This is a genomic window from Kocuria palustris (assembly GCF_007666205.1).
In the GTDB taxonomy this organism is placed as follows: domain Bacteria; phylum Actinomycetota; class Actinomycetes; order Actinomycetales; family Micrococcaceae; genus Kocuria; species Kocuria palustris_A.
This window is the reverse complement of record NZ_VDOR01000006.1, coordinates 47,393-67,555: the sequence shown is the minus strand read 5'-3', so window position 1 is coordinate 67,555 and position 20,163 is coordinate 47,393. Positions and strand designations below refer to the sequence as shown.

The 20,163-nt window shown below is 73.3% G+C and carries 20 protein-coding genes; 8 read left to right on the top strand and 12 right to left on the bottom strand.

Annotation, left to right across the window (positions count from 1 at the left end; all coding sequences use genetic code 11):
- The first annotated feature begins 138 nt into the window (after nt 1–138).
- Nucleotides 139–2,004: a DEAD/DEAH box helicase gene (locus FSY66_RS07635; protein ID WP_144793125.1), complete on the top strand. Its 1,866-nt coding sequence runs from the start codon at nt 139–141 to the stop codon at nt 2,002–2,004.
- Between the two features lie 66 nt (nt 2,005–2,070).
- Here the strand turns inward: FSY66_RS07635 and FSY66_RS07630 are convergent, their stop codons facing one another.
- Nucleotides 2,071–2,922, bottom strand: a complete 852-nt coding sequence (locus FSY66_RS07630) for a PHP domain-containing protein (RefSeq protein ID WP_144793122.1) — start codon at nt 2,920–2,922, stop codon at nt 2,071–2,073.
- Nucleotides 2,923–3,071: 149 nt separating this feature from the next.
- On the opposite strand from FSY66_RS07630, the gene FSY66_RS07625 reads away from it, so the two are divergent.
- Nucleotides 3,072–4,691, top strand: coding sequence for an aminopeptidase P family protein (locus FSY66_RS07625; RefSeq protein ID WP_144793119.1), 1,620 nt, complete (start codon nt 3,072–3,074; stop codon nt 4,689–4,691).
- A gap of 24 nt (nt 4,692–4,715) precedes the next feature.
- Here FSY66_RS07625 and FSY66_RS07620 read toward each other — a convergent pair whose 3' ends face one another.
- Nucleotides 4,716–5,495, bottom strand: a complete 780-nt coding sequence (locus tag FSY66_RS07620; RefSeq protein WP_144793116.1) for a YflT domain-containing protein — start codon at nt 5,493–5,495, stop codon at nt 4,716–4,718.
- Between the two features lie 93 nt (nt 5,496–5,588).
- On the opposite strand from FSY66_RS07620, the gene FSY66_RS07615 reads away from it, so the two are divergent.
- Genes FSY66_RS07615 through FSY66_RS07605 form a run of 3 tightly spaced genes read left to right on the top strand, consistent with a single transcriptional unit; the run spans nt 5,589 to nt 8,717 of the window.
- Nucleotides 5,589–6,896: a magnesium transporter MgtE N-terminal domain-containing protein gene (locus FSY66_RS07615; RefSeq protein WP_144793113.1), complete on the top strand. Its 1,308-nt coding sequence runs from the start codon at nt 5,589–5,591 to the stop codon at nt 6,894–6,896.
- Nucleotides 6,889–7,539 (top strand): DUF1003 domain-containing protein, encoded by a 651-nt coding sequence (locus tag FSY66_RS07610; RefSeq protein WP_144793110.1) that lies wholly within the window; start codon nt 6,889–6,891, stop codon nt 7,537–7,539. The genes FSY66_RS07615 and FSY66_RS07610 overlap by 8 nt, the downstream gene beginning before the upstream one ends.
- Nucleotides 7,536–8,717, top strand: a complete 1,182-nt coding sequence (locus FSY66_RS07605) for a P-loop NTPase (protein ID WP_144793107.1) — start codon at nt 7,536–7,538, stop codon at nt 8,715–8,717. Before FSY66_RS07610 ends, FSY66_RS07605 begins: the two co-directional genes overlap by 4 nt.
- Before the next feature lie 22 nt (nt 8,718–8,739).
- On the opposite strand, the gene FSY66_RS07600 is transcribed toward FSY66_RS07605, so the two are convergent.
- The gene (locus tag FSY66_RS07600; protein WP_144793104.1) at nt 8,740–9,186 is read right to left on the bottom strand and encodes a twin-arginine translocase TatA/TatE family subunit; all 447 of its coding nucleotides are present in this window, start codon (nt 9,184–9,186) and stop codon (nt 8,740–8,742) included.
- Between the two features lie 30 nt (nt 9,187–9,216).
- A complete protein-coding gene (locus FSY66_RS07595) occupies nt 9,217–9,897 on the bottom strand; it encodes a hypothetical protein (RefSeq protein ID WP_144793101.1) in 681 nt (226 codons plus the stop codon).
- A 227-nt stretch (nt 9,898–10,124) separates the two neighbouring features.
- Here FSY66_RS07595 and FSY66_RS07590 point away from each other — a divergent pair, with 227 nt between their 5' ends.
- Nucleotides 10,125–10,757 carry an O-methyltransferase gene (locus FSY66_RS07590; protein WP_144793098.1) on the top strand — a complete coding sequence of 211 codons (633 nt, stop codon included), beginning with the start codon at nt 10,125–10,127 and terminating at the stop codon, nt 10,755–10,757.
- Nucleotides 10,758–10,848: 91 nt separating this feature from the next.
- Here FSY66_RS07590 and FSY66_RS07585 read toward each other — a convergent pair whose 3' ends face one another.
- The 5 genes from FSY66_RS07585 to dapE form a co-directional block, all read right to left on the bottom strand.
- A complete protein-coding gene (locus FSY66_RS07585) occupies nt 10,849–11,016 on the bottom strand; it encodes a DUF3117 domain-containing protein (RefSeq protein ID WP_144793095.1) in 168 nt (55 codons plus the stop codon).
- Nucleotides 11,017–11,120: 104 nt separating this feature from the next.
- Complete coding sequence (locus FSY66_RS07580; RefSeq protein WP_144793092.1) at nt 11,121–12,404, bottom strand: hypothetical protein; 1,284 nt, start codon at nt 12,402–12,404, stop codon at nt 11,121–11,123.
- A complete protein-coding gene (locus tag FSY66_RS07575) occupies nt 12,401–12,634 on the bottom strand; it encodes an unc-93 family MFS transporter (RefSeq protein WP_144793089.1) in 234 nt (77 codons plus the stop codon). Before FSY66_RS07575 ends, FSY66_RS07580 begins: the two co-directional genes overlap by 4 nt.
- Nucleotides 12,631–13,578, bottom strand: a complete 948-nt coding sequence (locus FSY66_RS07570; RefSeq protein WP_186304498.1) for an LOG family protein — start codon at nt 13,576–13,578, stop codon at nt 12,631–12,633. The genes FSY66_RS07575 and FSY66_RS07570 overlap by 4 nt, the downstream gene beginning before the upstream one ends.
- 4 nt (nt 13,579–13,582) lie before the next feature.
- A complete protein-coding gene (dapE, locus tag FSY66_RS07565) occupies nt 13,583–14,722 on the bottom strand; it encodes a succinyl-diaminopimelate desuccinylase (RefSeq protein ID WP_144793086.1) in 1,140 nt (379 codons plus the stop codon).
- 52 nt (nt 14,723–14,774) lie between these two features.
- Here dapE and dapD point away from each other — a divergent pair, with 52 nt between their 5' ends.
- Complete coding sequence (gene dapD, locus FSY66_RS07560; protein ID WP_144793082.1) at nt 14,775–15,755, top strand: 2,3,4,5-tetrahydropyridine-2,6-dicarboxylate N-succinyltransferase; 981 nt, start codon at nt 14,775–14,777, stop codon at nt 15,753–15,755.
- A 99-nt stretch (nt 15,756–15,854) separates the two neighbouring features.
- Nucleotides 15,855–16,871: a UDP-glucose 4-epimerase GalE gene (gene galE, locus FSY66_RS07555; protein WP_144793078.1), complete on the top strand. Its 1,017-nt coding sequence runs from the start codon at nt 15,855–15,857 to the stop codon at nt 16,869–16,871.
- Nucleotides 16,872–17,063: 192 nt separating this feature from the next.
- Here the strand turns inward: galE and FSY66_RS07550 are convergent, their stop codons facing one another.
- From FSY66_RS07550 to fdxA, 3 genes are all read right to left on the bottom strand, one after another.
- Entirely contained in the window at nt 17,064–18,362 is a 1,299-nt protein-coding gene (locus FSY66_RS07550; protein WP_144793074.1) for a citrate synthase, read from the bottom strand.
- Nucleotides 18,363–18,573: 211 nt separating this feature from the next.
- On the bottom strand, nt 18,574–19,743 hold the full coding sequence (gene dapC / locus FSY66_RS07545) for a succinyldiaminopimelate transaminase (RefSeq protein ID WP_260853571.1): 1,170 nt from the start codon (nt 19,741–19,743) through the stop codon (nt 18,574–18,576).
- 4 nt (nt 19,744–19,747) lie between these two features.
- A complete protein-coding gene (gene fdxA, locus FSY66_RS07540; protein WP_144793071.1) occupies nt 19,748–20,071 on the bottom strand; it encodes a ferredoxin in 324 nt (107 codons plus the stop codon).
- Between the last annotated feature and the right edge of the window lie 92 nt (nt 20,072–20,163).

Below are 20,163 nucleotides of genomic sequence, written 5' to 3'. Positions count from 1 at the left end.
CCCCCGGCACGTCCTCCCCTTCCGCCCCAGCCGCAGCGCTGCGGAGCGGCGAAGCGGTCGCAGCGGCGTGCCCGTCGCAGCGCCGCGCGCCCCACGGGCGCGCGCCTGCGCAGAACCGACCCGGGAAGGACCCGAGACATGAGCGAGAGCACCACCCCGCCGCGGACCGAGCAGGACGCGGCGGCCGATTCCGAGCAGACCCGGCAGACCGCTGCGGGGACCCCCCAGCAGGAGGCCCCGGCCCAGGAGGCATCGGCGCCGGAGGACGAGGTGACGGACGTCGCCGAGGACTCGGTCGACGTCGCGCAGGAGCCGGTCGCCGAGACCCGCACCTTCGCGGACTTCGGCGTCCGCGCGGACATCGCCGAGGCCCTGGCCGAGGCCGGCATCGTCCACCCGTTCCCGATCCAGTCCATGACGCTGCCGATCGCGCTGAGCGGCCAGGACATCATCGGCCAGGCCAAGACCGGCACCGGCAAGACCCTCGGCTTCGGCATCCCCGTGATCCAGAACGTCGTGGGCCGCGACGACGACGGCTGGTCCCGCCTGGAGCGCCCGGGCTCCCCGCAGGCGCTGATCATCGTCCCCACCCGCGAGCTCGCGGTGCAGGTCGGCTCCGACCTCACGATCGCCGCGCGCACCCGCAACGCCCGCGTCCTCACCATCTACGGCGGGCGGGCCTACGAGCCCCAGATCGAGGCCCTCGAGAAGGGCGTCGAGGTCGTCGTGGGAACCCCCGGGCGCCTGATCGACCTGAACCGCCAGCACCAGCTGGACCTGTCCCAGGTGAGGTCCGTCGTCCTGGACGAGGCCGACGAGATGCTCGACCTGGGCTTCCTGCCCGATGTCGAGAAGCTGCTGGCCGAGGTCCCCCGCGTGCGCCACACGATGCTCTTCTCGGCGACCATGCCCGGCCCGGTCGTGGCCATGGCCCGGCGCTACATGTCCAAGCCGATGCACATCCGCGCGGCCGCCCCGGACGAGGGCCGCACCAAGGCCGACATCCGCCAGGTCGTCTACCGCGCGCACAACCTCGACAAGCCGGAGATGCTGGCCCGGATCCTGCAGGCCGACGGCCGAGGCCGCTCGATCATCTTCACGCGCACCAAGCGCACCGCGGCCAAGGTCTCGGACGAGCTGATCGAGCGCGGCTTCGCGGCCGCCCCGCTGCACGGCGACCTCGGCCAGGGCGCGCGCGAGCAGGCCCTGCGCGCCTTCCGCTCCGGCAAGGTGGACATCCTGGTGGCCACCGACGTGGCCGCGCGCGGCATCGACGTCGAGGACGTCACGCACGTCGTGAACTACCAGTGCCCCGAGGACGAGAAGACCTACCTGCACCGCACGGGCCGCACGGGCCGCGCCGGCCGCAAGGGCACGGCCATCACGTTCGTGGACTGGGACGACGTGCCCCGCTGGCGGCTGATCGACAAGGCCCTGGACCTCGGCATCCCGGAGCCGGTCGAGACCTACTCCTCCTCGCCGCACCTCTACTCGGACCTCGGGATCCCCCAGGGCACCAGGGGCCGGCTCCCCCGCTCGAAGCAGACCCGCGCGGGCCTGGACGCGGAGGAGCTCGAGGACCTCGGCGGGCCGGACTCCGGCCGGTCCGACTCCGGCTCCTCCCGCGGGGGCTCGCGCGGCCGCTCCGGCGGCGCCCGCGGCCGGGACGGGGACAAGCGCGGCGACCGCGGCGGGGACCGGAGCCGCGGCTCCCGGTCCCGCTCAGGGTCCGGGTCGGGCTCCGGGGGCAGGACGCCGGAGTCGAAGGGCGAGGGCCGTCGTCGTCCCCGCTCCGAGGGCTCGGAGGGCTCGCAGCACGGCGGCGCGCGCTCGCGCGGCACCGGCACGGGCCGGGACCGCGCGCGCTCGGAGTCGAGCACCGGCGCTCCCGCATCGGCCGGCGTCGAGGATCGGGCGACGGCCAATGCCCGGCGCCGCCGCCGCAGGCGCCGCACCGGCGGCGATCAGACGGGATCGCCGGCGCGCATCGCCGGCGACGACTGAGGCCTCCGCCCGCGGCGCCGTCGCACGCCGGGGCGGCTGACTCCTCCCCGACCCGCCGAGGCGGGCTCAGGGACGCACGACCTGCGTCGCCGAGCCCGCCTCCGCCATGATCCGGCGCAGCGACTGCTCGGAGGTGAGGTTCTCCCCGAGCTCGTTCGGCTTGCCGGCGCCGTGGTAGTCGGAGGACCCCGTGACGATGAGGTCGTGCTCGGCCGCCATCTGCGACAGCAGGGCCCGCGCCTCGGGCGGGTTGTCGCGGTGGGCGACCTCGAGCCCGGCCAGCCCGGCCGCGATCATCGCGTCGAAGACCTCCTGGCCGACCGTGCGACCGCGCAGACCGGCCAGCGGATGGGCCATGACGGGCACTCCCCCGGCCTCGCGGACCAGGCGCACCGCCGTGACCGGATCCGGCGCGTAGTGGCCCACGTAGTACCCCGAGCGCGGATGCAGGACCGTGCGGAAGGCCTCGGAGCGGTCCTCCGCCACGCCGGCGGCGACGAGGGCGTCGGCGATGTGCGGCCGGCCCACCGTGGCGTCGCCGGTCACCTGCTCGAGCACGTCGTCCCAGCTGATCGGGTGATCGGCGGCGATCATCTCCACCATGCGCTGGGCGCGGCTCCGCCGCGAACTGCGGGCCCGGCTCATGACATCGGCCAGCGGGGCGCTGCCCGGATCCTGCAGGTAGGACAGCAGATGCACCGAGATGCCGTCCTCCGTCTGGCACGAGACCTCGGTCCCCGGCACCAGCATCACCCCGTGCGCTCGAGCGGCCGCCGCGGCCTCGGCCCACCCCGACGTCGTGTCGTGATCGGTGAGCGCCACCACATCCAGGCCGGCCTCCGCGGCGCTGCGGAGCACCTCAGCAGGGGGCTGGGTCCCGTCGGAGGCCGTGGAATGGGTGTGCAGATCGATCTTCATGCCCTCATCGTGGCACGGCCCGCGGCCCGGGCGCTGCGCGGGGCGGGCCGGACGACGTCGGATCGCAGTGGCACCATGGGCGGACGAGATCGCGCAGCCGCACCGGGCTGCACCGAGCAGTCGGCCTCGGCCGACAGGACGGAGCGAGCATGACGGATCAGCCCCCGGAGACCACCCCGGCCGCAGCGCAGGAGGCCGCCTCCGACGCCCCTGCCGACACCGGCGCGCAGTCCGGGTCCCAGCCCCTCGGCGAGCGCGTCGACAACCGGACCCGCTCCCCCGAGTCCGAGGCGTTCGCGGAGTTCATGGCCTCGCAGTGGGCGCCGGCCAGGGACGAGGACCTGCCCCGGGAGGAGGTCGCGGATCATGCGGCCCGCCGCCGCCTCCGGATCTCCCAGGAGCACACCGGCGAGCGGCTCGTGATCCCCGCCGGCGCCCCCAAGGTCCGCTCCAACGACACCGACTACCGCTTCCGGCCCCACTCGGCCTTCGCGCACCTGACCGGGCTGGGAGTGGACCACGAGCCGAATGCCGTCCTCGTCCTCGAGCCGGTCGAGCCGGGCACCGGCGACGACGGCGGCGACCACGAGGCCGTGCTCTACTTCCACCCCATGGCCGGGCGCGACACCCGCGAGTTCTACGCCGATGCCCGCAACGGGCAGTTCTGGGTGGGCGACCGCCCGACCCTGCGCGAGCTCTCGAGCGCCTACGGGCTGCGCACGCAGGACCTCTCCGGGCTGCAGCCCGCCCTGTCCAAGGACGTCGGCGCCGACGGCGTGCAGGTCCGCCTCGTCCGGGCGCAGGACGCCGTCGTGGACAGCCACGTGGACTCGGCCCGTCTGGCCGGCGGCGTGCTGCTCGAGCAGGCCGAGGCCCGCGACGACCAGCTCGTCGAGCGGCTCTCGGAGCTGCGGCTGATCAAGGACGACCACGAGATCGGGCAGCTGCGCGAGTCCGTGGCCATGACCGCCCGCGGCTTCGAGGACGTCGTGCGGGCGCTGCCCCGGGCCATCGCCAAGCCGCGCGGCGAGCGCCTGGTCGAGGGCGCCTTCTTCGCCCGGGCCCGGGCCGAGGGCAACGACCTCGGCTACGACACCATCGCGGCCTCCGGCAACAACGCGACCGTGCTGCACTGGATCCGCAACACCGGCGAGATCCGCCCGCAGGACCTGATCCTGGTGGACGCCGGGGTCGAGGCCGATTCGCTCTACACCGCGGACATCACCCGCACGCTGCCCGCCTCGGGCGAGTTCTCGCCGATCCAGCGGAAGATCTACCAGGCGGTGCTGGACGCCGCCGACCACGCGTTCACCGTCGCGGTGCCCGGCAACCGGTTCCGCGACGTCCACGACGCCGCCATGTCGGTGCTCGCCGACCGCCTCGAGCAGTGGGGGCTGCTGCCCGTCCCGGCCGAGGTCTCCCTCTCGGCGCAGGGCCAGCACCACCGCCGCTGGATGCCCCACGGCACGAGCCATCACCTGGGCCTCGACGTCCACGACTGCGCACAGGCCCGCCGCGAGCTCTACCAGGACGCCGTGATCGAGCCCGGCATGGTCTTCACGATCGAGCCCGGCCTGTACTTCAAGGAGGAGGACCTCGCCGTCCCGGAGGAGTACCGCGGCATCGGAGTGCGCATCGAGGACGACGTCCTCATCACCGCAGACGGCAACGAGAACCTCTCGGCCGGCCTGCCCCGCACCCCGGAGGACGTCGAGTCCTGGATGCAGGGGCTCTTCGAGTCCTCCTCCGCGTCGTCGATCGCGCACTGAGCCGCGGGATCCGAGCACCGGGGCTCAGCCGCGGTGCTCGCCCTGCTCCCACGGCGTGCGGCCGTCCTCGGGCTCGGCCTCGGACCCGTCCTCGGGCTCGCCCTGGGCAGCTGCCGAGTCGACGCGGCGGGCGTCCTGCTCCTGCTCGGAGACGCGCACGCCGTAGAGCGGCCGGCCGTCCGGGGTCTCGTCGACGCGAGACGGCACGGGCCTCGCATCGGCCCGCTCCTGTCCCGCGGGCGCTCCCGGGGCGGCGGCGCCCGGCGCGGCCGGGGCGATGCCGGCGGGGCCGCTCGTGCCGCCGGTCCGCGGCGCCCGGCCCTGGATGCCCGCCGCCTGCAGCGCCGCCCCGGCCCGCTCCGCGACGTCGCCGCGAGCCAGGACCTCGTAGCGGGTGGCCACGATCGTCGACATCGAGGTGAAGTCGCGGCGGCCGCGCTGCGCCGCGTAGGAGATGACGCCCAGCAGCATCCAGAAGGCGGCGCCCAGGATCACGATGAGCAGGATCGCCATGGGACCGCCGCCGCCGAAGAGGGTGAGGATCAGCCCGAAGAACAGGCCGAAGAAGGCGCCCTGGCCCGCGGCCATCATGGCCACGCGCGGGTAGGTCAGCCGCCCGGTGACCTTCTCGAGGGTCGCGAGGTCGTGCCCCACGATCGACAGCGCGGAGACGTCGAACTCCTCGTCCGAGAGGTGGTCGACCGCGTGCTGGGCGTCGACGTAGCGGGAGAACGAGGCGATCACCTGGCCGTCCGGGAGCCCCTCGCCGGAGATCTGCCGTGCCTGCTGTGCTGAGCTGCTCATGGGCACCAGATTCCCCCACGGAGCTGATCGCCGGCTTGAGACGGGCGTCTCTATCGCGACCGGCTGAATCCCCTCAACGACTACGCTGTCCCGGTGAGCAGTTCACTCGAGAAGATCTTCATCGCGCGCCTCATCGGCCTGGACGTGTTCGACCCGCTGGGCGACCGCGTCGGCCGCGTGCGCGATCTCGTCATGATCCGCCGGGGCGCCGCCGCGATCGGCGGCAGCTCGGCCAAGCAGCCGATGGTCATCGGCCTCGTCGTCGAGGTCCTGGGCAAGCGCCGCGTGTTCCTGCCCATGACCCGCGTGACGTCGATGGACTCCGAGCAGATCCTGTGCACGGGACTGGTGAACCTGCGCCGGTTCGAGCAGCGCGGCTCCGAGATCCTCGTGGTCGGCGAGATGTTCGACCGCACCGTGACCATGCTCGACGGCAGCGGCACCGCCACGATCAGCGACGTCGCCATGGAGCAGACCCGCACCGGCGACTGGCAGGTCACGCAGCTCTTCGTGCGCCGCACGCCCTCCGGCAGCGGCGGCCTGATGCGCCGGCGCAGCGGCGAGACCCTCGTCATCGACTGGAACGAGGCCTCGGACCAGGAGTCGGCGGGCCATCAGCCGGCGACCCAGTGGGTCAGCTCCCACGAGGACGACAAGGCCGCCGACATCGCCGACGAGCTGCGGGGGCTGCCGCCCAAGCGCATCCTGGAGATCGCCGGCGAGCTGCGCGACGACCGCCTGGCGGACGTCCTGCAGGAGATGACCGACGAGGACCAGGTGTTCGTGCTGACCAATCTCGAGGTCGAGCGCGCCGCCGACGTCCTCGAGGAGATGGAGCCCGACGACGCGGCCGACCTGCTCAACGAGCTGCCGGATCCGGAGGCCGAATCGCTGCTCGAGCTCATGCAGCCCGAGGACGCCGACGACGTCCGCCGCCTGCTCGAGTACGAGGAGGGCACGGCCGGCTCCATGATGACGCCCGTGCCGATCATCCTCTCCCCGGAGACGACCGTGGCCGAGGCGCTGGCCGCGATCCGCCAGGAGGAGGTCTCCCCCGCCATGGCGGCCGCCGTGTTCGTGTGCCGCCCCCCGCTGGAGACCCCGACCGGGCGGTACCTGGGCATGGTGCACATGCAGGAGCTGCTGCGCGTGCCCCCGCCCGAGCAGATCGGCACCCTGCTGGACTCGGCGATCGACCCCGTCAAGGACCTGTCCCCCATCGCCGACGTGGCCCGGGAGCTGGCGACCTACGACCTGACGATCATCCCGGTGGTCAACCAGGGCCGGCGCCTCGTGGGCGCGGTGACGATCGACGACGTGCTCGACGACCTCCTGCCGGACGACTGGAGGATCTGGGACGACGGAACCCCCGTGAGGAAGGTGGGACGACGCTATGAGTGAGAGCCGAGCCGGCGCCGAGCGCCGCACCGCAGGGCTGGACACGCCTGGCGGGCTGCGCCACGGGCTGTGGACCCGGCTGCGTCCCAACCCGGACGCATTCGGGCAGCTCACGGAGGGCTTCGCCCGCTTCATGGGCACGCCGCAGTTCCTGCTGTGGATGACGGTCTTCGTGGCCGTGTGGCTGGGCTGGAACACCCTGATGCCCGAGAGCATGCAGTTCGATCCCCGGGCGCTGAACTTCACGCTGCTGACCCTGATGCTCTCGCTCCAGGCCTCCTACGCGGCCCCGCTGCTGCTGCTCGCGCAGAACCGGCAGGACGACCGCGACAAGGTCGTGGCCGAGCGCGACCGCAAGCGGTCCCAGGAGAACCTGGCCGACACCGAGTACCTGACCCGCGAGATCGCGGCCCTGCGCATGTCCATGCGCGAGGTGGCCACGCGCGACTACGTCCGCTCGGAGCTGCGCGACCTGCTCGAGGAGCTGCTCGAGGAGATCGGCGACCCCGAGGGCCCCGACGAGACCGCGGAGACCGCCGAGCAGGGCGGCCGCAGGCGCAGGAAGAAGAAGCAGAAGCCCGGCGAGACCGCGGCAGGGGCCCGCAGCGGCTCCCACGCAGCCGGCGCCGAGCACGGAGGACCATGACGCAGCAGCACGCGATCGACCCCCGCCTCGCCGACGCCCTGGCCGCCGTCCAGGATCCCGAGCTCCAGCGCCCGCTGGTCGAGCTCGGGATGCTGCGCGCGGCGCGCCTGGAGCCCGACGGCACGGCCGTCATCGAGGTGCTGCTGACGATCTCGGGCTGCCCGCTGCGCTCCACCATCGAGTCGGACCTCGAGCAGGCGGTGCGCGACGTCGACGGCGTGCGGCGCACCGTCGTCGAGCTGGACGTGATGACCCCCGAGCAGCGCGAGCAGCTCAAGCAGCAGCTCGGGCACACGCGCTCGATCCCGTTCGCGGACTCGTCGTCGCTGACCCGCGTGCACTCCGTGACCTCGGGCAAGGGCGGCGTGGGCAAGTCCACCGTCACCGCCAACCTCGCCGCCGCACTGGCCGCGCGCGGGCGCAGCGTGGGGGTCGTGGACGCGGACATCCACGGCTTCTCGATCCCGGGCCTGTTCGGCATCACCCGCGCGCCCACCCGGGTCGACGAGATGATCCTCCCGCCGGTCGTCGAGGTCCCCGAGGACGTGCTCGGCCAGGACGGGCCCGGGACGCCGGGCGACGGCCGCCGCGGCAGCGTCCGGGCCATCTCGATCGGCATGTTCACGGATCCCGCCGACCCCGTGGTCTGGCGCGGCCCGCTGCTGGACCGGGCCGTCGAGCAGTTCCTGGCCGACGTGCACTTCGGCGATCTGGACCACCTGCTGCTCGATCTGCCGCCCGGGACCGGAGATGTCGCGATCGCCGTGGCCCAGAAGCTGCCGGGCTCGGGGGTGCTCGTGGTCTCCACCCCGCAGCAGGCCGCGGCGGGGATCGCCGAGCGCTCCGGGGCGCTGGCCTCGATGACCGATCAGCGGGTCGCGGGGGTCGTGGAGAACATGTCCGCCATGGCCATGCCCGACGGCTCCCGGCTCGAGCTCTTCGGCAGCGGCGGCGGCGAGCAGATCGCGCGGTCGCTGACGCAGCGCATGGGCTACGACGTCCCGCTGCTCGGCTCGATCCCGCTCGACGTCGCCCTGCGAGAGGCCGGCGACGACGGCCTCCCGCTCGTGTGGTCGCAGCCCGAGGCCCCCGCCTCCCGGATCCTGCGCGAGATCGCCGCGGCGCTCGACGGCCCCCGCGGCCTGGCCGGGCGCTCGCTCGGGATCAGCCCGAGCTGACGCCTGCCGCGGTGCGGCAGCCTCAGGTCGCCTCGGGGTCGAAGGGCGCGCGCTGGCCGTCGCCGAGGCGCACGAGCGAAGGGGCCGGCGCCGGTGCGTCCCCGCTGTCGTCCCCGGAGACGGCCTCCGCCTCCTCGCGCTCGCGGCGGCGCTGGGCGCGGGCGGCCTCCCGCTCCTCGCGCTCGCGGCGGCGCTTCTCGGCGGAGTCCTCCTGATCGGCCTCCAGGAGGGCATCGCGCACGATGGTCCGGGGGTCGTACTGGCGAGGGTCCAGCTTGCGCCAGTCGATGTCGCCGATCTCCGGGCCCAGGGTCTCGCGCAGATCCTCCTTGGCCCCGGTGGCATAGCGGCGGGCCCGCTTCACGAGGTCGCGCAGGTTCTCGGCGTACTCGGGAAGCCGCTCGGGACCCACCACGAGGAGGATCACGACGATGAGGACGATGGCTTCGAGCCCGCTGATGCCGAACACGGACTCGACATTAGCAGGGCGGTGTCGGGCTCACGCGTCCAGCCCGAGCATGCGCTTCCACCCGTCGACCACGGTCTCCCCCGGCGTCGACTCCCGCTCCGGAGCGGGGATCAGCGTGGCCCGGTCCGCGGCCTCCGTGTGGTGGATCAGCCGGACCATGCCCGCGGCGGAGCCGTCGCCCTGCAGGGTGTAGACGACGTCGTCGTGCACGATCTGAGCGGTCCACGGGCTGCCCGCCCGCATCCGCACGGGGGTGCCGTCCACGGCCGCCGGGTCCAGGCCCGTGGTCGTCGACGGCAGCCCGACCAGCCCGTCCACCGGGTGCTGCGGATCGACCTCGCCGCGCTGCTCGACCAGCGTGTAGCTCTCGCCCTGCTGGTCCCTCATGGTCATCCGCACGGCGGGCTCGCCCGCCACGGTGACCTGGCGCAGCGAGGAGACCTCGTAGCCGGGCGCCCCGGCCAGCGGCAGCGTCCACCCCTGCGAGCGCAGGAGGTCCACGTCGGAGATGTCGGTGAGCAGCAGGCCCGAGGACTGCGCCCACGGCGATCCCGGCACTGCCGCGGAGCCCGCCCCCGCCGTAGAGGAGGTGCGGGAGCCGGCGAACCAGCCCAGCAGCAGGACGCCCAGCAGCAGCAGCGCGGCCACCGAGGTGACCACGGAGACGAGCCGGGCCCGGGACACGAAGCTCGGCAGCGCGGTGGAGCCCACGGTCGACCCTCCTGCCGGCGATGCGAGTGCAGACGATGCGCAGCCATGCTCGGCCACGGACCTGAGCGGGTCCTGGACGCAGGGCCCGTTCGCCGGCGACGGGTAGGATGTCCGCCAGTGCACTGCGCACTCAGCCCGTCGGGTCGGCCTGCCGACCCCCGCAGCCGGCCGGCGCCGCGAGCGGGCAGGCAGCGGGAGCGACGGACGATCGGAGAGGCGGGGCGCGGATGAGCAGCGGCAAGGCGACCAGCTGGGCCTACGCCGAGGCCTACCCGCGGGAGGACGACGTCCTGCTGCGGGCCCGCGAGCGGTCGATGGCCCTGCGCCTGCGCCCCGTGACCCCGGCGGTCGCCGCGACCCTCACGGTCCTCGCCGCGGCGGTCCAGCCCCGCGCGGCCGTCGAGGTCGGCACCGGCGCCGGCGTGTCCGGGGCCGCCCTGCTGCGCGGCATGCCGCGGGACTCCGTGCTCACCACGATCGACACCGACATCCGCGCGCTGCGCGCAGCCCGGGAGACCTTCCGCGAGGTCGGCGCCGAGGGCCGGCGCGTGCGCACGATCTCCGGCCGCGCGTCGCTCGTGCTGCCCCGGCTCAGCGCTGGCTCCTACGACCTGGTCCTGCTGGACGCCGAGCCGTCCAACACCCTGCTCTACGTGGACGAGGCCGTGCGCCTGCTGCGCACGGGCGGCACGCTGATCGTCCACGACGCCCTCGATCAGGACCGCGTGCCGAATCCCGTGGAGCGCGAGGACTCGACCCGCATCCACCGCGAGATCCACCGGATGCTCCGGGAGGACGAGCGGTTCGTGAGCACGGTGCTCACCCCCGGCGCCGGAATGCTCGTGGCCGTGCGCCGCTGATCCCCTGCCCCCCTCTCCCGGGCGGGGCAGACACGCGAAGGGCCCCGGCACCGGCAGCGGTGCGGGGCCCTGCGCGCGGGGTGAGCCGGCCTCAGACGGAGACGCCCTCGAGGCAGCCCTTCAGCTCCGCGACCTCATCGGGCTTGAGCTCGACGACGAGGCGGCCGCCGCCCTCCAGAGGGACTCGCATGATGAGGCTGCGCCCCTCCTTGGTGACCTCCATAGGACCATCACCGGTCCTGGGCTTCATAGCCGCCATGGAACTCATCTCCTGTTCTTCGGACGTCGTTTCGGGAGCCAGTATATCGGATGCGTCACACGGGCTGAGGCGACCCTGAGCGGAGCGGCCTCAAGCGCAGCCGGTCACGGCGGGTAGTCGCCGCCCTGCGGCAGCGGGGACCACTGCCACAGCACGCCGACCCACACGAGCTGCGACAGAGCGCCGACGACGAGCAGGGTCCACCGGTAGGCCCGCGACTCGCTCACGGCCGTCAGGGGAAGCGCCACGACGAACAGCGGCAGCAGCAGCCGCAGCGTGGAGGACTGCGGATGCAGGAACAGCAGGAGGTAGACGGCGTAGGCGCCGGCCCACAGCCGCACGCCCTGCGGCAGCGTGCGGCGCACGACCCGCGTGCCCAGCAGCAGCGCGGCGACCGCGATCAGCACGGCCGCGAAGAGCCAGCCCCAGCCCTGCCCGAGCAGCCGGGCGCCCAGCTGCAGCCACGGCTCGACGGGCACCAGGCCGCCGCCGCGCCACGCCGTCTCGGTTTCGGTGTAGGCCGTCATCTCCCCGGTGGCCGCCCAGGCGATCGCCGGCCAGGCCAGGGCGCAGGCGCAGGCCCACACGGCGAGCCAGAACCAGCGGTCGAGAAGGGCCGGGAGGCGGCGGGGGCCGTGCTCGCGCAGCCGCGGGAGGGCCCGCACGGCCCAGGCGATCCCGAGCGCGGCGGCGAACGGGACGCCGGCCGGGCGGGTCAGGCACATCAGCAGGACGACGGGCATCGCGGCGACGGCCCGCCCCTGCAGGATCAGCAGCAGCGCCAGGGCCAGCAGGGCCAGGTGCAGCGATTCGGCGTAGGCGGTCTGCAGCACCGGGGAGACCGCGCAGAACGCCACGAGCGCCAGGGCCCACACGGCGTCGCGCGGCCCGGCGAGGCGCTGGAAGAGCGCCGCGACGGCCACCGCCGCGCCGAAGCCCGCCAGCAGCGCGACCAGCGGGGCGGCCACGGTCCAGGGGGCCCCGGTGAGCGCGGTCAGCCCCCGGACCACCAGCGGGAACAGCGGGTGGAAGGCCCACGCGTTCTCCTGGACCGCGCCGTCGGGGTCCCGGGGGATCCGCCCCGGGTAGCCCTCGTCGTGGATCTGCTCGTACCAGGTGCCGTCCCAGATCGAGGCGGTGCCGAAGTAGCCCAGCGGGGTCTCCCCCCAGGGCCCGTCCGGGGCCTGGCGGTCGACCACGACGAGCACGAGCGCCGACCACAGCCGGGCGATCGCCCAGATCAGCAGCGCCTGCAGCCACAGGGGCCGATCGCCCAGCCAGGCGCTCGCGGCGCTGGCGCCGCGGCCCAGGGCGGCGTGCACGCGGGTCGAGGCGATCTCCCGGCCCGGTGCGGCGTCGCCGGCCGGGAACCCGGCCGCCTGGCTCACCGGTCGGTCCCTGGTGCGTCGTCGGCCCGGGGCGGCTCGAGGCGCGGGGGCGCTCCGGAGGACCAGCCGGCCCGCATCCACGGGGTCCGGGGGCGCAGCGCCGGCCTCGTGCCGTCCGCCTCGCGCTCGGCGCCGACGTCCTGCGGCGGCGGCATCAGCACGACGGCCGCGGCCGTGCCGCAGGCCGCCAGCAGCGCGCACACGAGCAGCACCGCGGCGGGTGCGCTCACCGCAGATCCCCCCGGTCGTGCTCCCCGCCCGCGCCGTATCGCCCGTCCGAGTCCAGGTCGGCGTCGTAGCCGCCCAGATCGGCGCGGTGCTGCGCCTCGCGGTTGTAGCGGTCGTGGGCATCGCGCATGATCCGCACGGCCTCCTCCGCGGAGTCGGTCAGGTGCATCAGATCGGGGTCCCCGGGCGAGATCATCCCCTGCTCCACGAGGGAGCCGCGGATCCACTCGAGCAGCGGGGTCCAGAACCCGACGCCCATGAGCACCACGGGGAAGCGCGTCATCTTCCCCGTCTGCACGAGCGTCAGGCACTCGAAGAGCTCGTCCATCGTGCCGAAGCCGCCCGGCAGCGCGATGAAGCCGTGGCTGTACTTGGCGAACATCGTCTTGCGCACGAAGAAGTAGCGGAAGTTGATGCCCAGGTCGATGTACGGGTTCAGGCTCTGCTCGTGCGGCAGCTCGATGCCCAGCCCCACGGACGGGGCCTCGACGTCGTGGGCCCCGCGGTTGGCGGCCTCCATGATCCCGGGGCCGCCGCCCGTGATGACGGTGTAGCCGGCCCGGCCCAGACGGCGGCCGACCTCGCGGCCCAGCTCGTAGTCCGCGGCGCCTTCGGGGATGCGGGCCGAGCCGAACACGGTCACGGCCGGCCCCAGGCGCGCCAGGGTGTCGAAGCCGTCGACGAACTCCGACTGGATCCGCAGGATCCGCCAGGGGTCGGTGCGGGTGAAGTCGGCGTCGTGCCCGACCGCCTCCGCCGACCAGTGCTCGAGCAGCCGCTGATCCGAGGTGCGGCGGGCGGTCTCCCGGCCCCGCAGCACGATCGGGCCCTTGAACCGCGAGGCGCGCGCCGGGCGATGCGCCGCAGGGGCGGCGGGCAGCTCGTCGCCCGGCAGGTCGCTGCCGGGCTCGTCGGGGGTCGATGCGCGGGGGTCGCTGGCAGTCATGCGCCTAGGCTATGTCCTGGCTCAGCCAGCTCAGCAGGACGCGGCGGCACTCGCGGATCGCCGCGGCGCTGACGTGCTCGTCGTCGGTGTGCGCCAGCAGCGCGTCCCCGGGCCCGAAGTTGACGGCCGGCACCCCCATCGCGGAGAAGCGGGCGACGTCGGTCCAGCCGTACTTGGGCTTGGGCTCCTGGCCGACGGCTGCCACGAAGTCCGCGGCGGCGGCTCGGTCGAGGCCCGGGCGGGCGGCCGCGGAGAGGTCCACGAACTCGAGCTCGTGGCCCGGGAACAGGTCGCGGCAGCGCTGCTGGGCCTCTTCGAGGCTCTTGTCCGGGGCGAAGCGGTAGTTGATCTCGATCGAGGCCGCATCCGGGATGACGTTGCCCGCCGTCCCTCCGCCGATCCGGATCGCGTTCAGGCCCTCGCGGTACTCGAGGCCCTCGACCTCGATCGTCGCGGGCTCGTGCTCGGCCAGGACCGCCAGGACGTCGGCGAGCTTGTGGATCGCGTTGTCGCCGCGCCACGCCCGCCCGGAGTGGGCCGCCAGTCCCTGCGGGGCGATCACGAACCGCAGGGTGCCGTTGCAGCCGCCCTCGACCGTGCCGTCCGTGGGCTCGAGCAGGACCGCGAAGTCCGCCTCGAGCAGCTCGGGGACGCTGCGCTCGAGGCGGCCCAGGCCCGAGGCCGCGGAGTCGACCTCCTCGTGGTCGTAGAAGACGTAGGTGATGTCGCGCGCGGGCCGCGTCAGCTGCGCGGCGAGCCCGAGCTGGACCGCGACGCCGCCCTTCATGTCGGTCGCCCCGCGCCCCCAGAGGGTCAGATCGCCGTCGTCGTCCGATCCCGTCCACGACGACGGCACCGTGCCCCGCGCCCCGTCGATGCTCGGCAGCGGCACGGTGTCCAGGTGGCCGGCCAGGACGACGCGCTCGGGCCGGCCGAGCTCGGTGCGGGCCACGATCGCGTCCCCGTCGCGGTGCACGCTCAGATGATCCAGCCCCCGCAGGGCGTCCTCGACCAGATCGGCCAGCCGGGTCTCGTGATCCGAGACCGACTCGACGTCGATGAGGGCGGCGGTCAGCTGCGCGGGATCCGCGCTGAGGTCCAGGGCGGGGGCGGGCTCGTCGGCAGGGTGCTGGGGACTCGGCATGCGGCCACCCTATCCACCCCGATCGAGCGGCCGGATCCGTAGGATGGAGCCCATGACTTCCGACTCCACCGCATCCAGCCCCGCACCGTCCCGCCGCGCAGCGGGCATCGGGCTCGCCAGCGTCGTCGCCGACGGCCCCCGGGCCGGGACGGTCCTGGACGTCTGGTACCCCGCCCCCGTCCTCGACCAGGAGCCCGACCGGTCCCTCGACGGCGATCTGCGCCGAGCCGCGCTGCCGGACGCCGATCGCAATGTCACGGTCGAGGTCGTGGACCGCGTGATCGACCTGGACGCCGCTCCGGTCGATGCCGCCGACGTCTACCTGCGCCTGCACCTGCTCTCCCGCCGCCTGGTCCGGCCGAACTCCATCAACCTGGACGGGGTGTTCGGACTGCTGGCCAACGTGGCCTGGACCGATCGCGGCCCCGTGCTGGCCGAGGAGCTGAACACCGCGCGCCTGCGCATGCGCTCGACCGGCCACGTCTCCGTGCTCTCGGTGGACAAGTTCCCCCGCATGGTCGACTACGTGGTGCCCTCGGGCGTGCGGATCGGCGATGCCGACCGCGTCCGCCTGGGCGCACACCTGGCCGAGGGCACGACGGTCATGCACGAGGGCTTCGTGAACTTCAACGCCGGCACGCTCGGCTCGGCGATGGTCGAGGGCCGCATCTCCGCCGGGGTCGTGGTGGGCGATCACACCGATCTGGGCGGCGGCGCCTCGATCATGGGCACGCTCTCCGGAGGCGGCAAGCAGCGCATCAGCCTGGGCGAGCGCGTCCTGCTCGGCGCCAATGCCGGCGTGGGCATCTCCCTGGGCGACGACTGCATCGTCGAGGCCGGCCTCTACCTCACCGCCGGCACGCGGGTGCTGGTCCAGCAGGACAGCGCCGAGCAGGCGCAGGCCGTCAAGGCCCTGGACCTCTCGGGCGTCTCCAACCTGCTCTTCCGCCGCAACTCGACGACCGGCGCCGTCGAGGCGCTGCCCCGGGGCGGGCGCACCGTCGAGCTCAACGACGCGCTCCACAAGAACTGACCCGCGCGGGAGGGACCGAACCGGCCCCTCCCGCACCGGCGCGTCCGCGGCCATCGGGGGCCGGGCGCGTCCCGCTTCCAGCAGAGGAGATCTGTCCCCATGCGCATCCTTGTCACCGGCGGCACCGGCTACATCGGCTCGCACACCGTCCTGGCCCTGCTCGAGGCCGGGCACGACGTCGTCGTGCTCGACAACCTGGCGAACTCCTCGAAGGTCAGCCTCGAGCGGGTCCAGCAGCTCGCCGGGCGCGAGGTCCTGGGCTTCGAGGAGATCGACCTGCTCGACCAGCCCGGCCTGCGCCGCGTCTTCGAGCAGTGGGCGCCCGAGGCCGTGATCCACTTCGCCGGTCTCAAGGCGGTGGGCGAGTCCGGCGAGAAGCCGCTGTGGTACTACACCAACAACGTGGGCGGCACGCTGAACCTGCTGCACGCCATGGAGGACGCCGGCTGCCGCACGATCGTCTTCTCCTCCTCGGCCACCGTCTACGGCGACGTCGAGACCATGCCGCTGACCGAGAAGGTCGAGAAGGACGCCACCAACCCGTACGGGCGCACCAAGGAGCAGATCGAGGACATCCTGGCCGACATCGCGGCCTCGGACGACCGCTGGAACGTGGCGCTGCTGCGCTACTTCAACCCGGTGGGCGCGCACGAGTCCGGGATCATCGGCGAGGACCCGACGGGGATCCCCAACAACCTGATGCCGTTCGTGGCCCAGGTCGCGGTGGGGCGCCGGGAGAAGCTGAAGGTCTTCGGCGGGGACTACCCCACCCCCGACGGCACGGGCGTGCGCGACTACATCCACGTGGTCGACCTGGCCGACGGCCACGTCCGCGCCCTCGAATGGCTTGCCCGCAGCGGCGGTGCGAAGGTCTGGAACCTCGGCACCGGCCGCGGCTACTCGGTGCTCGAGGTCCGCGAGGCCTTCGAGCGAGCCTCCGGCGTCGAGATCCCGTACGAGATCGTCGAGCGCCGCCCCGGCGACGTCGCCGTCAACTACGCCGACCCGGCCTCGGCGCTGGCCGATCTGGGCTGGTCCGCCGACCGCGACATGGACACCATGTGCCGCGATCACTGGAACTGGCAGAAGGCCAATCCCATGGGCTACTCCTCCTGAGCCCTGCTCGGACCGGGTTCAGCCGGCCGGGCCGAGCCCGGAGCCGGCACGGGCCCGGAACCGGGCCCCGGCAGGAGCCGGACACGACGCACGGCGGGCCGCCTCCCCCGGAAAGGAGGCGACCCGCCGTGCGCGGTGCGCGGACTCCGCAGCGCGGACCCGGACCTCAGCGGCCGGGCCCGGCCCAGCGGCTCATCGGGTCGGGTACTGGCGCTCGCCCTCGCCGACGTAGAGCTGGCGGGGACGGCCGATCTTGGTCTCGGGATCCTCGACCATCTCGCGCCACTGGGCGATCCAGCCCGGCAGGCGCCCGATCGCGAACAGCACCGTGAACATGCGCTCCGGGAAGCCCATGGCCTTGTAGATCAGGCCGGTGTAGAAGTCGACGTTCGGGTAGAGCTTGCGCTCCACGAAGTAGTCGTCGGCCAGGGCCTTCTCCTCGAGGCGCATGGCGATGTCGAGCATCTCGTTGTCGCCGCCCAGGCGCTCCAGGATGTCGTGGGCGTAGCCCTTGATGATCTTGGCCCGGGGGTCGTAGTTCTTGTAGACGCGGTGACCGAAGCCCATGAGCTTCACCCCGTCCTCCTTGTTCTTGACCTTCTCCATGAAGTCCTCGGGCGACAGGCCCCGGTTCTGGATCTGGTCCAGCATGGCCAGCACGGCCTCGTTGGCGCCGCCGTGCAGCGGGCCGTAGAGGGCGTTGATGCCGGCCGAGACGGAGGCGAACATGTTGGCCTCCGACGAGCCCACCAGGCGCACGGTCGAGGTCGAGCAGTTCTGCTCGTGATCCGCGTGCAGCATCAGCAGGATGTCGAGCGACTTGGACAGCGCCGGGTCGATCTCGGTCTCCTCGGCCGGCACGCCGAAGCACATCCGCAGGAAGTTCTCCGCGTAGGAGAGCTCGTTGCGCGGGTAGAGCATCGGCTCGCCGATCGACTTCTTGTAGGCGTAGGCCGCCAGCGTGGGGACCTTGGCCAGCAGGCGGATCGTGGAGATCTCGACCTGCTCGGGATCGTGCGGATCCAGCGAGTCGGCGTAGAACGTGGACAGCGCGGAGACGGCCGAGGACAGCACGGGCATGGGGTGCGCCGAGCGCGGGAAGCCGTTGAAGAACATCTTCAGGTCCTCGTGGACCATGGTGTGCGTCGTGATGCGATGCTCGAAGTCCTGGTACTGGTCCTCGGTGGGCAGCTCTCCGTAGATCAGCAGGTAGGCGGTCTCCAGGAAGTTGGAGTGCTCCGCGAGCTGCTCGATCGGGTAGCCGCGGTAGCGCAGCACGCCGTTCTCGCCGTCGATGTAGGTGATCGCCGACCGCGCATTGGCCGTGTTCATGAAGCCGGGGTCGTAGGTGACGCGGCCCGTCTCCTTTCGCAGGGCCGCGATGCCGAGGCCCTCGTTGCCCTCGTGGGCCTCCAGGACGGGCAGATCGAGGGAGCTGCCCTCGTCGATGCTCAGCTGGGCCGTGCGGCCGTCGTTGCCGGACTCGGTCATGGATCTCCTCCGTTGTCTGTGAGCCACGTGGTGCTCACCTGCGCTCATCGCGCCCGGGTGCCGGACGCGGCGAGTCTCTGGAGCCGGCGGCGTCTCCGTCGCGCGGCGGAAGGTCGTCGGAGTGTCCGCAGACACACCTCTGCTCGTCAATCTACTCGCACTGCGGCGGGACCTGCCAATCTGCCGGGGGCCGCCGGCACCGCGGCCGGCCTCAGGCCGCGGCGGCCCGCAGGCGCCCGACGGCCGCGTCGATCCGCTCGTCCGAGGCCGTCAGGGCGATGCGGATGAACCCCGCGCCGGCCTCGCCGTAGAAGACCCCGGGGCCCACGACGATGCCCAGCTGCGCGAGCTCCCGCACCAGATCCCAGGTGTCCGGCGCCGTGCGCCCCTCGCGGCGGCACCACAGGTACAGGCCGGCCTCCGAGTGCTCGATGCTCAGCCCGAAGGCCTCCACGGCGCCGCGCAGGCGCTCGCGGCGATCGCGGTAGAGCGCCTTCTGGGCGACCACGTGGGCGTCGTCGTCCAGGGCCGCGCGCATGGCCGCCTGGACCGGAGCCGGCACGATCATCCCGGCGTGCTTGCGGGAGTTGATCAGCCCGGCCATGATCCCGGGATCCCCCGCGACGAAGGCCGCGCGGTAGCCCGCGAGGTTGGACTGCTTGGACAGGGAGTAGACCGACAGCAGCCCCGCGGGATCTCCCCCGCTCACGCGCGGATCCAGGATCGAGGGGACGGGCTCGCCGCCCTCCTCCCGGTCCCAGCGGCCCCAGCCGAGCTCGGCGTAGCACTCGTCCGAGGCCACGACCGCGCCCAGCTCCCGGGCTCGGGAGACCGTGCGGGCCATGGTCCCGGCGTCGTCCACGGCGCCGGTGGGATTGGCCGGCGAGTTCAGCCACACCAGGCGCACGCGCTCGCGCACCTCCTGCGGCAGCTCGTCCAGGCTGTCGGCCGCGACGGGCTGCGCACCGGCCAGCCGGGCGCCGATGTCGTAGGTGGGATAGGCGGCCGAGGGGCGGACCACGACGTCCCCGGCGCGCAGGCCGAGCAGCAGCGGCAGCCACGCCACGAGCTCCTTGGAGCCGACCGTGGGCATGACCTGCTGCTCGGGGTCCAGCCCGCTCACGCCGCGGCGGCGCTCGTACCAGCGCACGATCGCCTCCCGCAGCGCGGACGTGCCGTGCGTCGTGGGGTAGCCGGGGGCGTCGGAGGCAGCGGCCAGGGCGTCTTGGACCACCAGAGGCGTGGGGTCCACGGGGGTCCCGATCGACAGATCGGCGGTGCCGTCCTCGTGGCCGGCGGCGATCTCCCGGTACGGGGCCATGGCCTCCCACGGGTACTCCGGCAGGTCCAGGCCGAAGGCGCGGGGCTGCTCGGCGCTCACGGGCTCAGTCCTGGTTCTGCGGCGGCAGGGCGGCGATGCCCGGGTGGTCCTTGCCGGTGTTGCCCAGGCGGGCGGCGCCGCCCGGGGAGCCCAGGTCGTCGAAGAACTCGACGTTGTACTTGTAGTACTCGGCCCACTCCTCGGGGGTGTCGTCCTCGTAGTAGATGGCCTCGACGGGGCACACGGGCTCGCAGGCGCCGCAGTCGACGCACTCGTCGGGGTGGATGTAGAGGCTGCGCTCGCCCTCGTAGATGCAGTCGACGGGGCACTCTTCGACGCAGGCCTTGTCCTTCACATCGACACAGGGCTGGGCGATCACGTACGTCATGGAGCCGACGGTCCTTTCTCGCGGAGTTTCCGGGCCATTCTACGGGCGTGCGGACGGTGCCCGACTCCGCACGTCATACGCCGCCGGCCGCC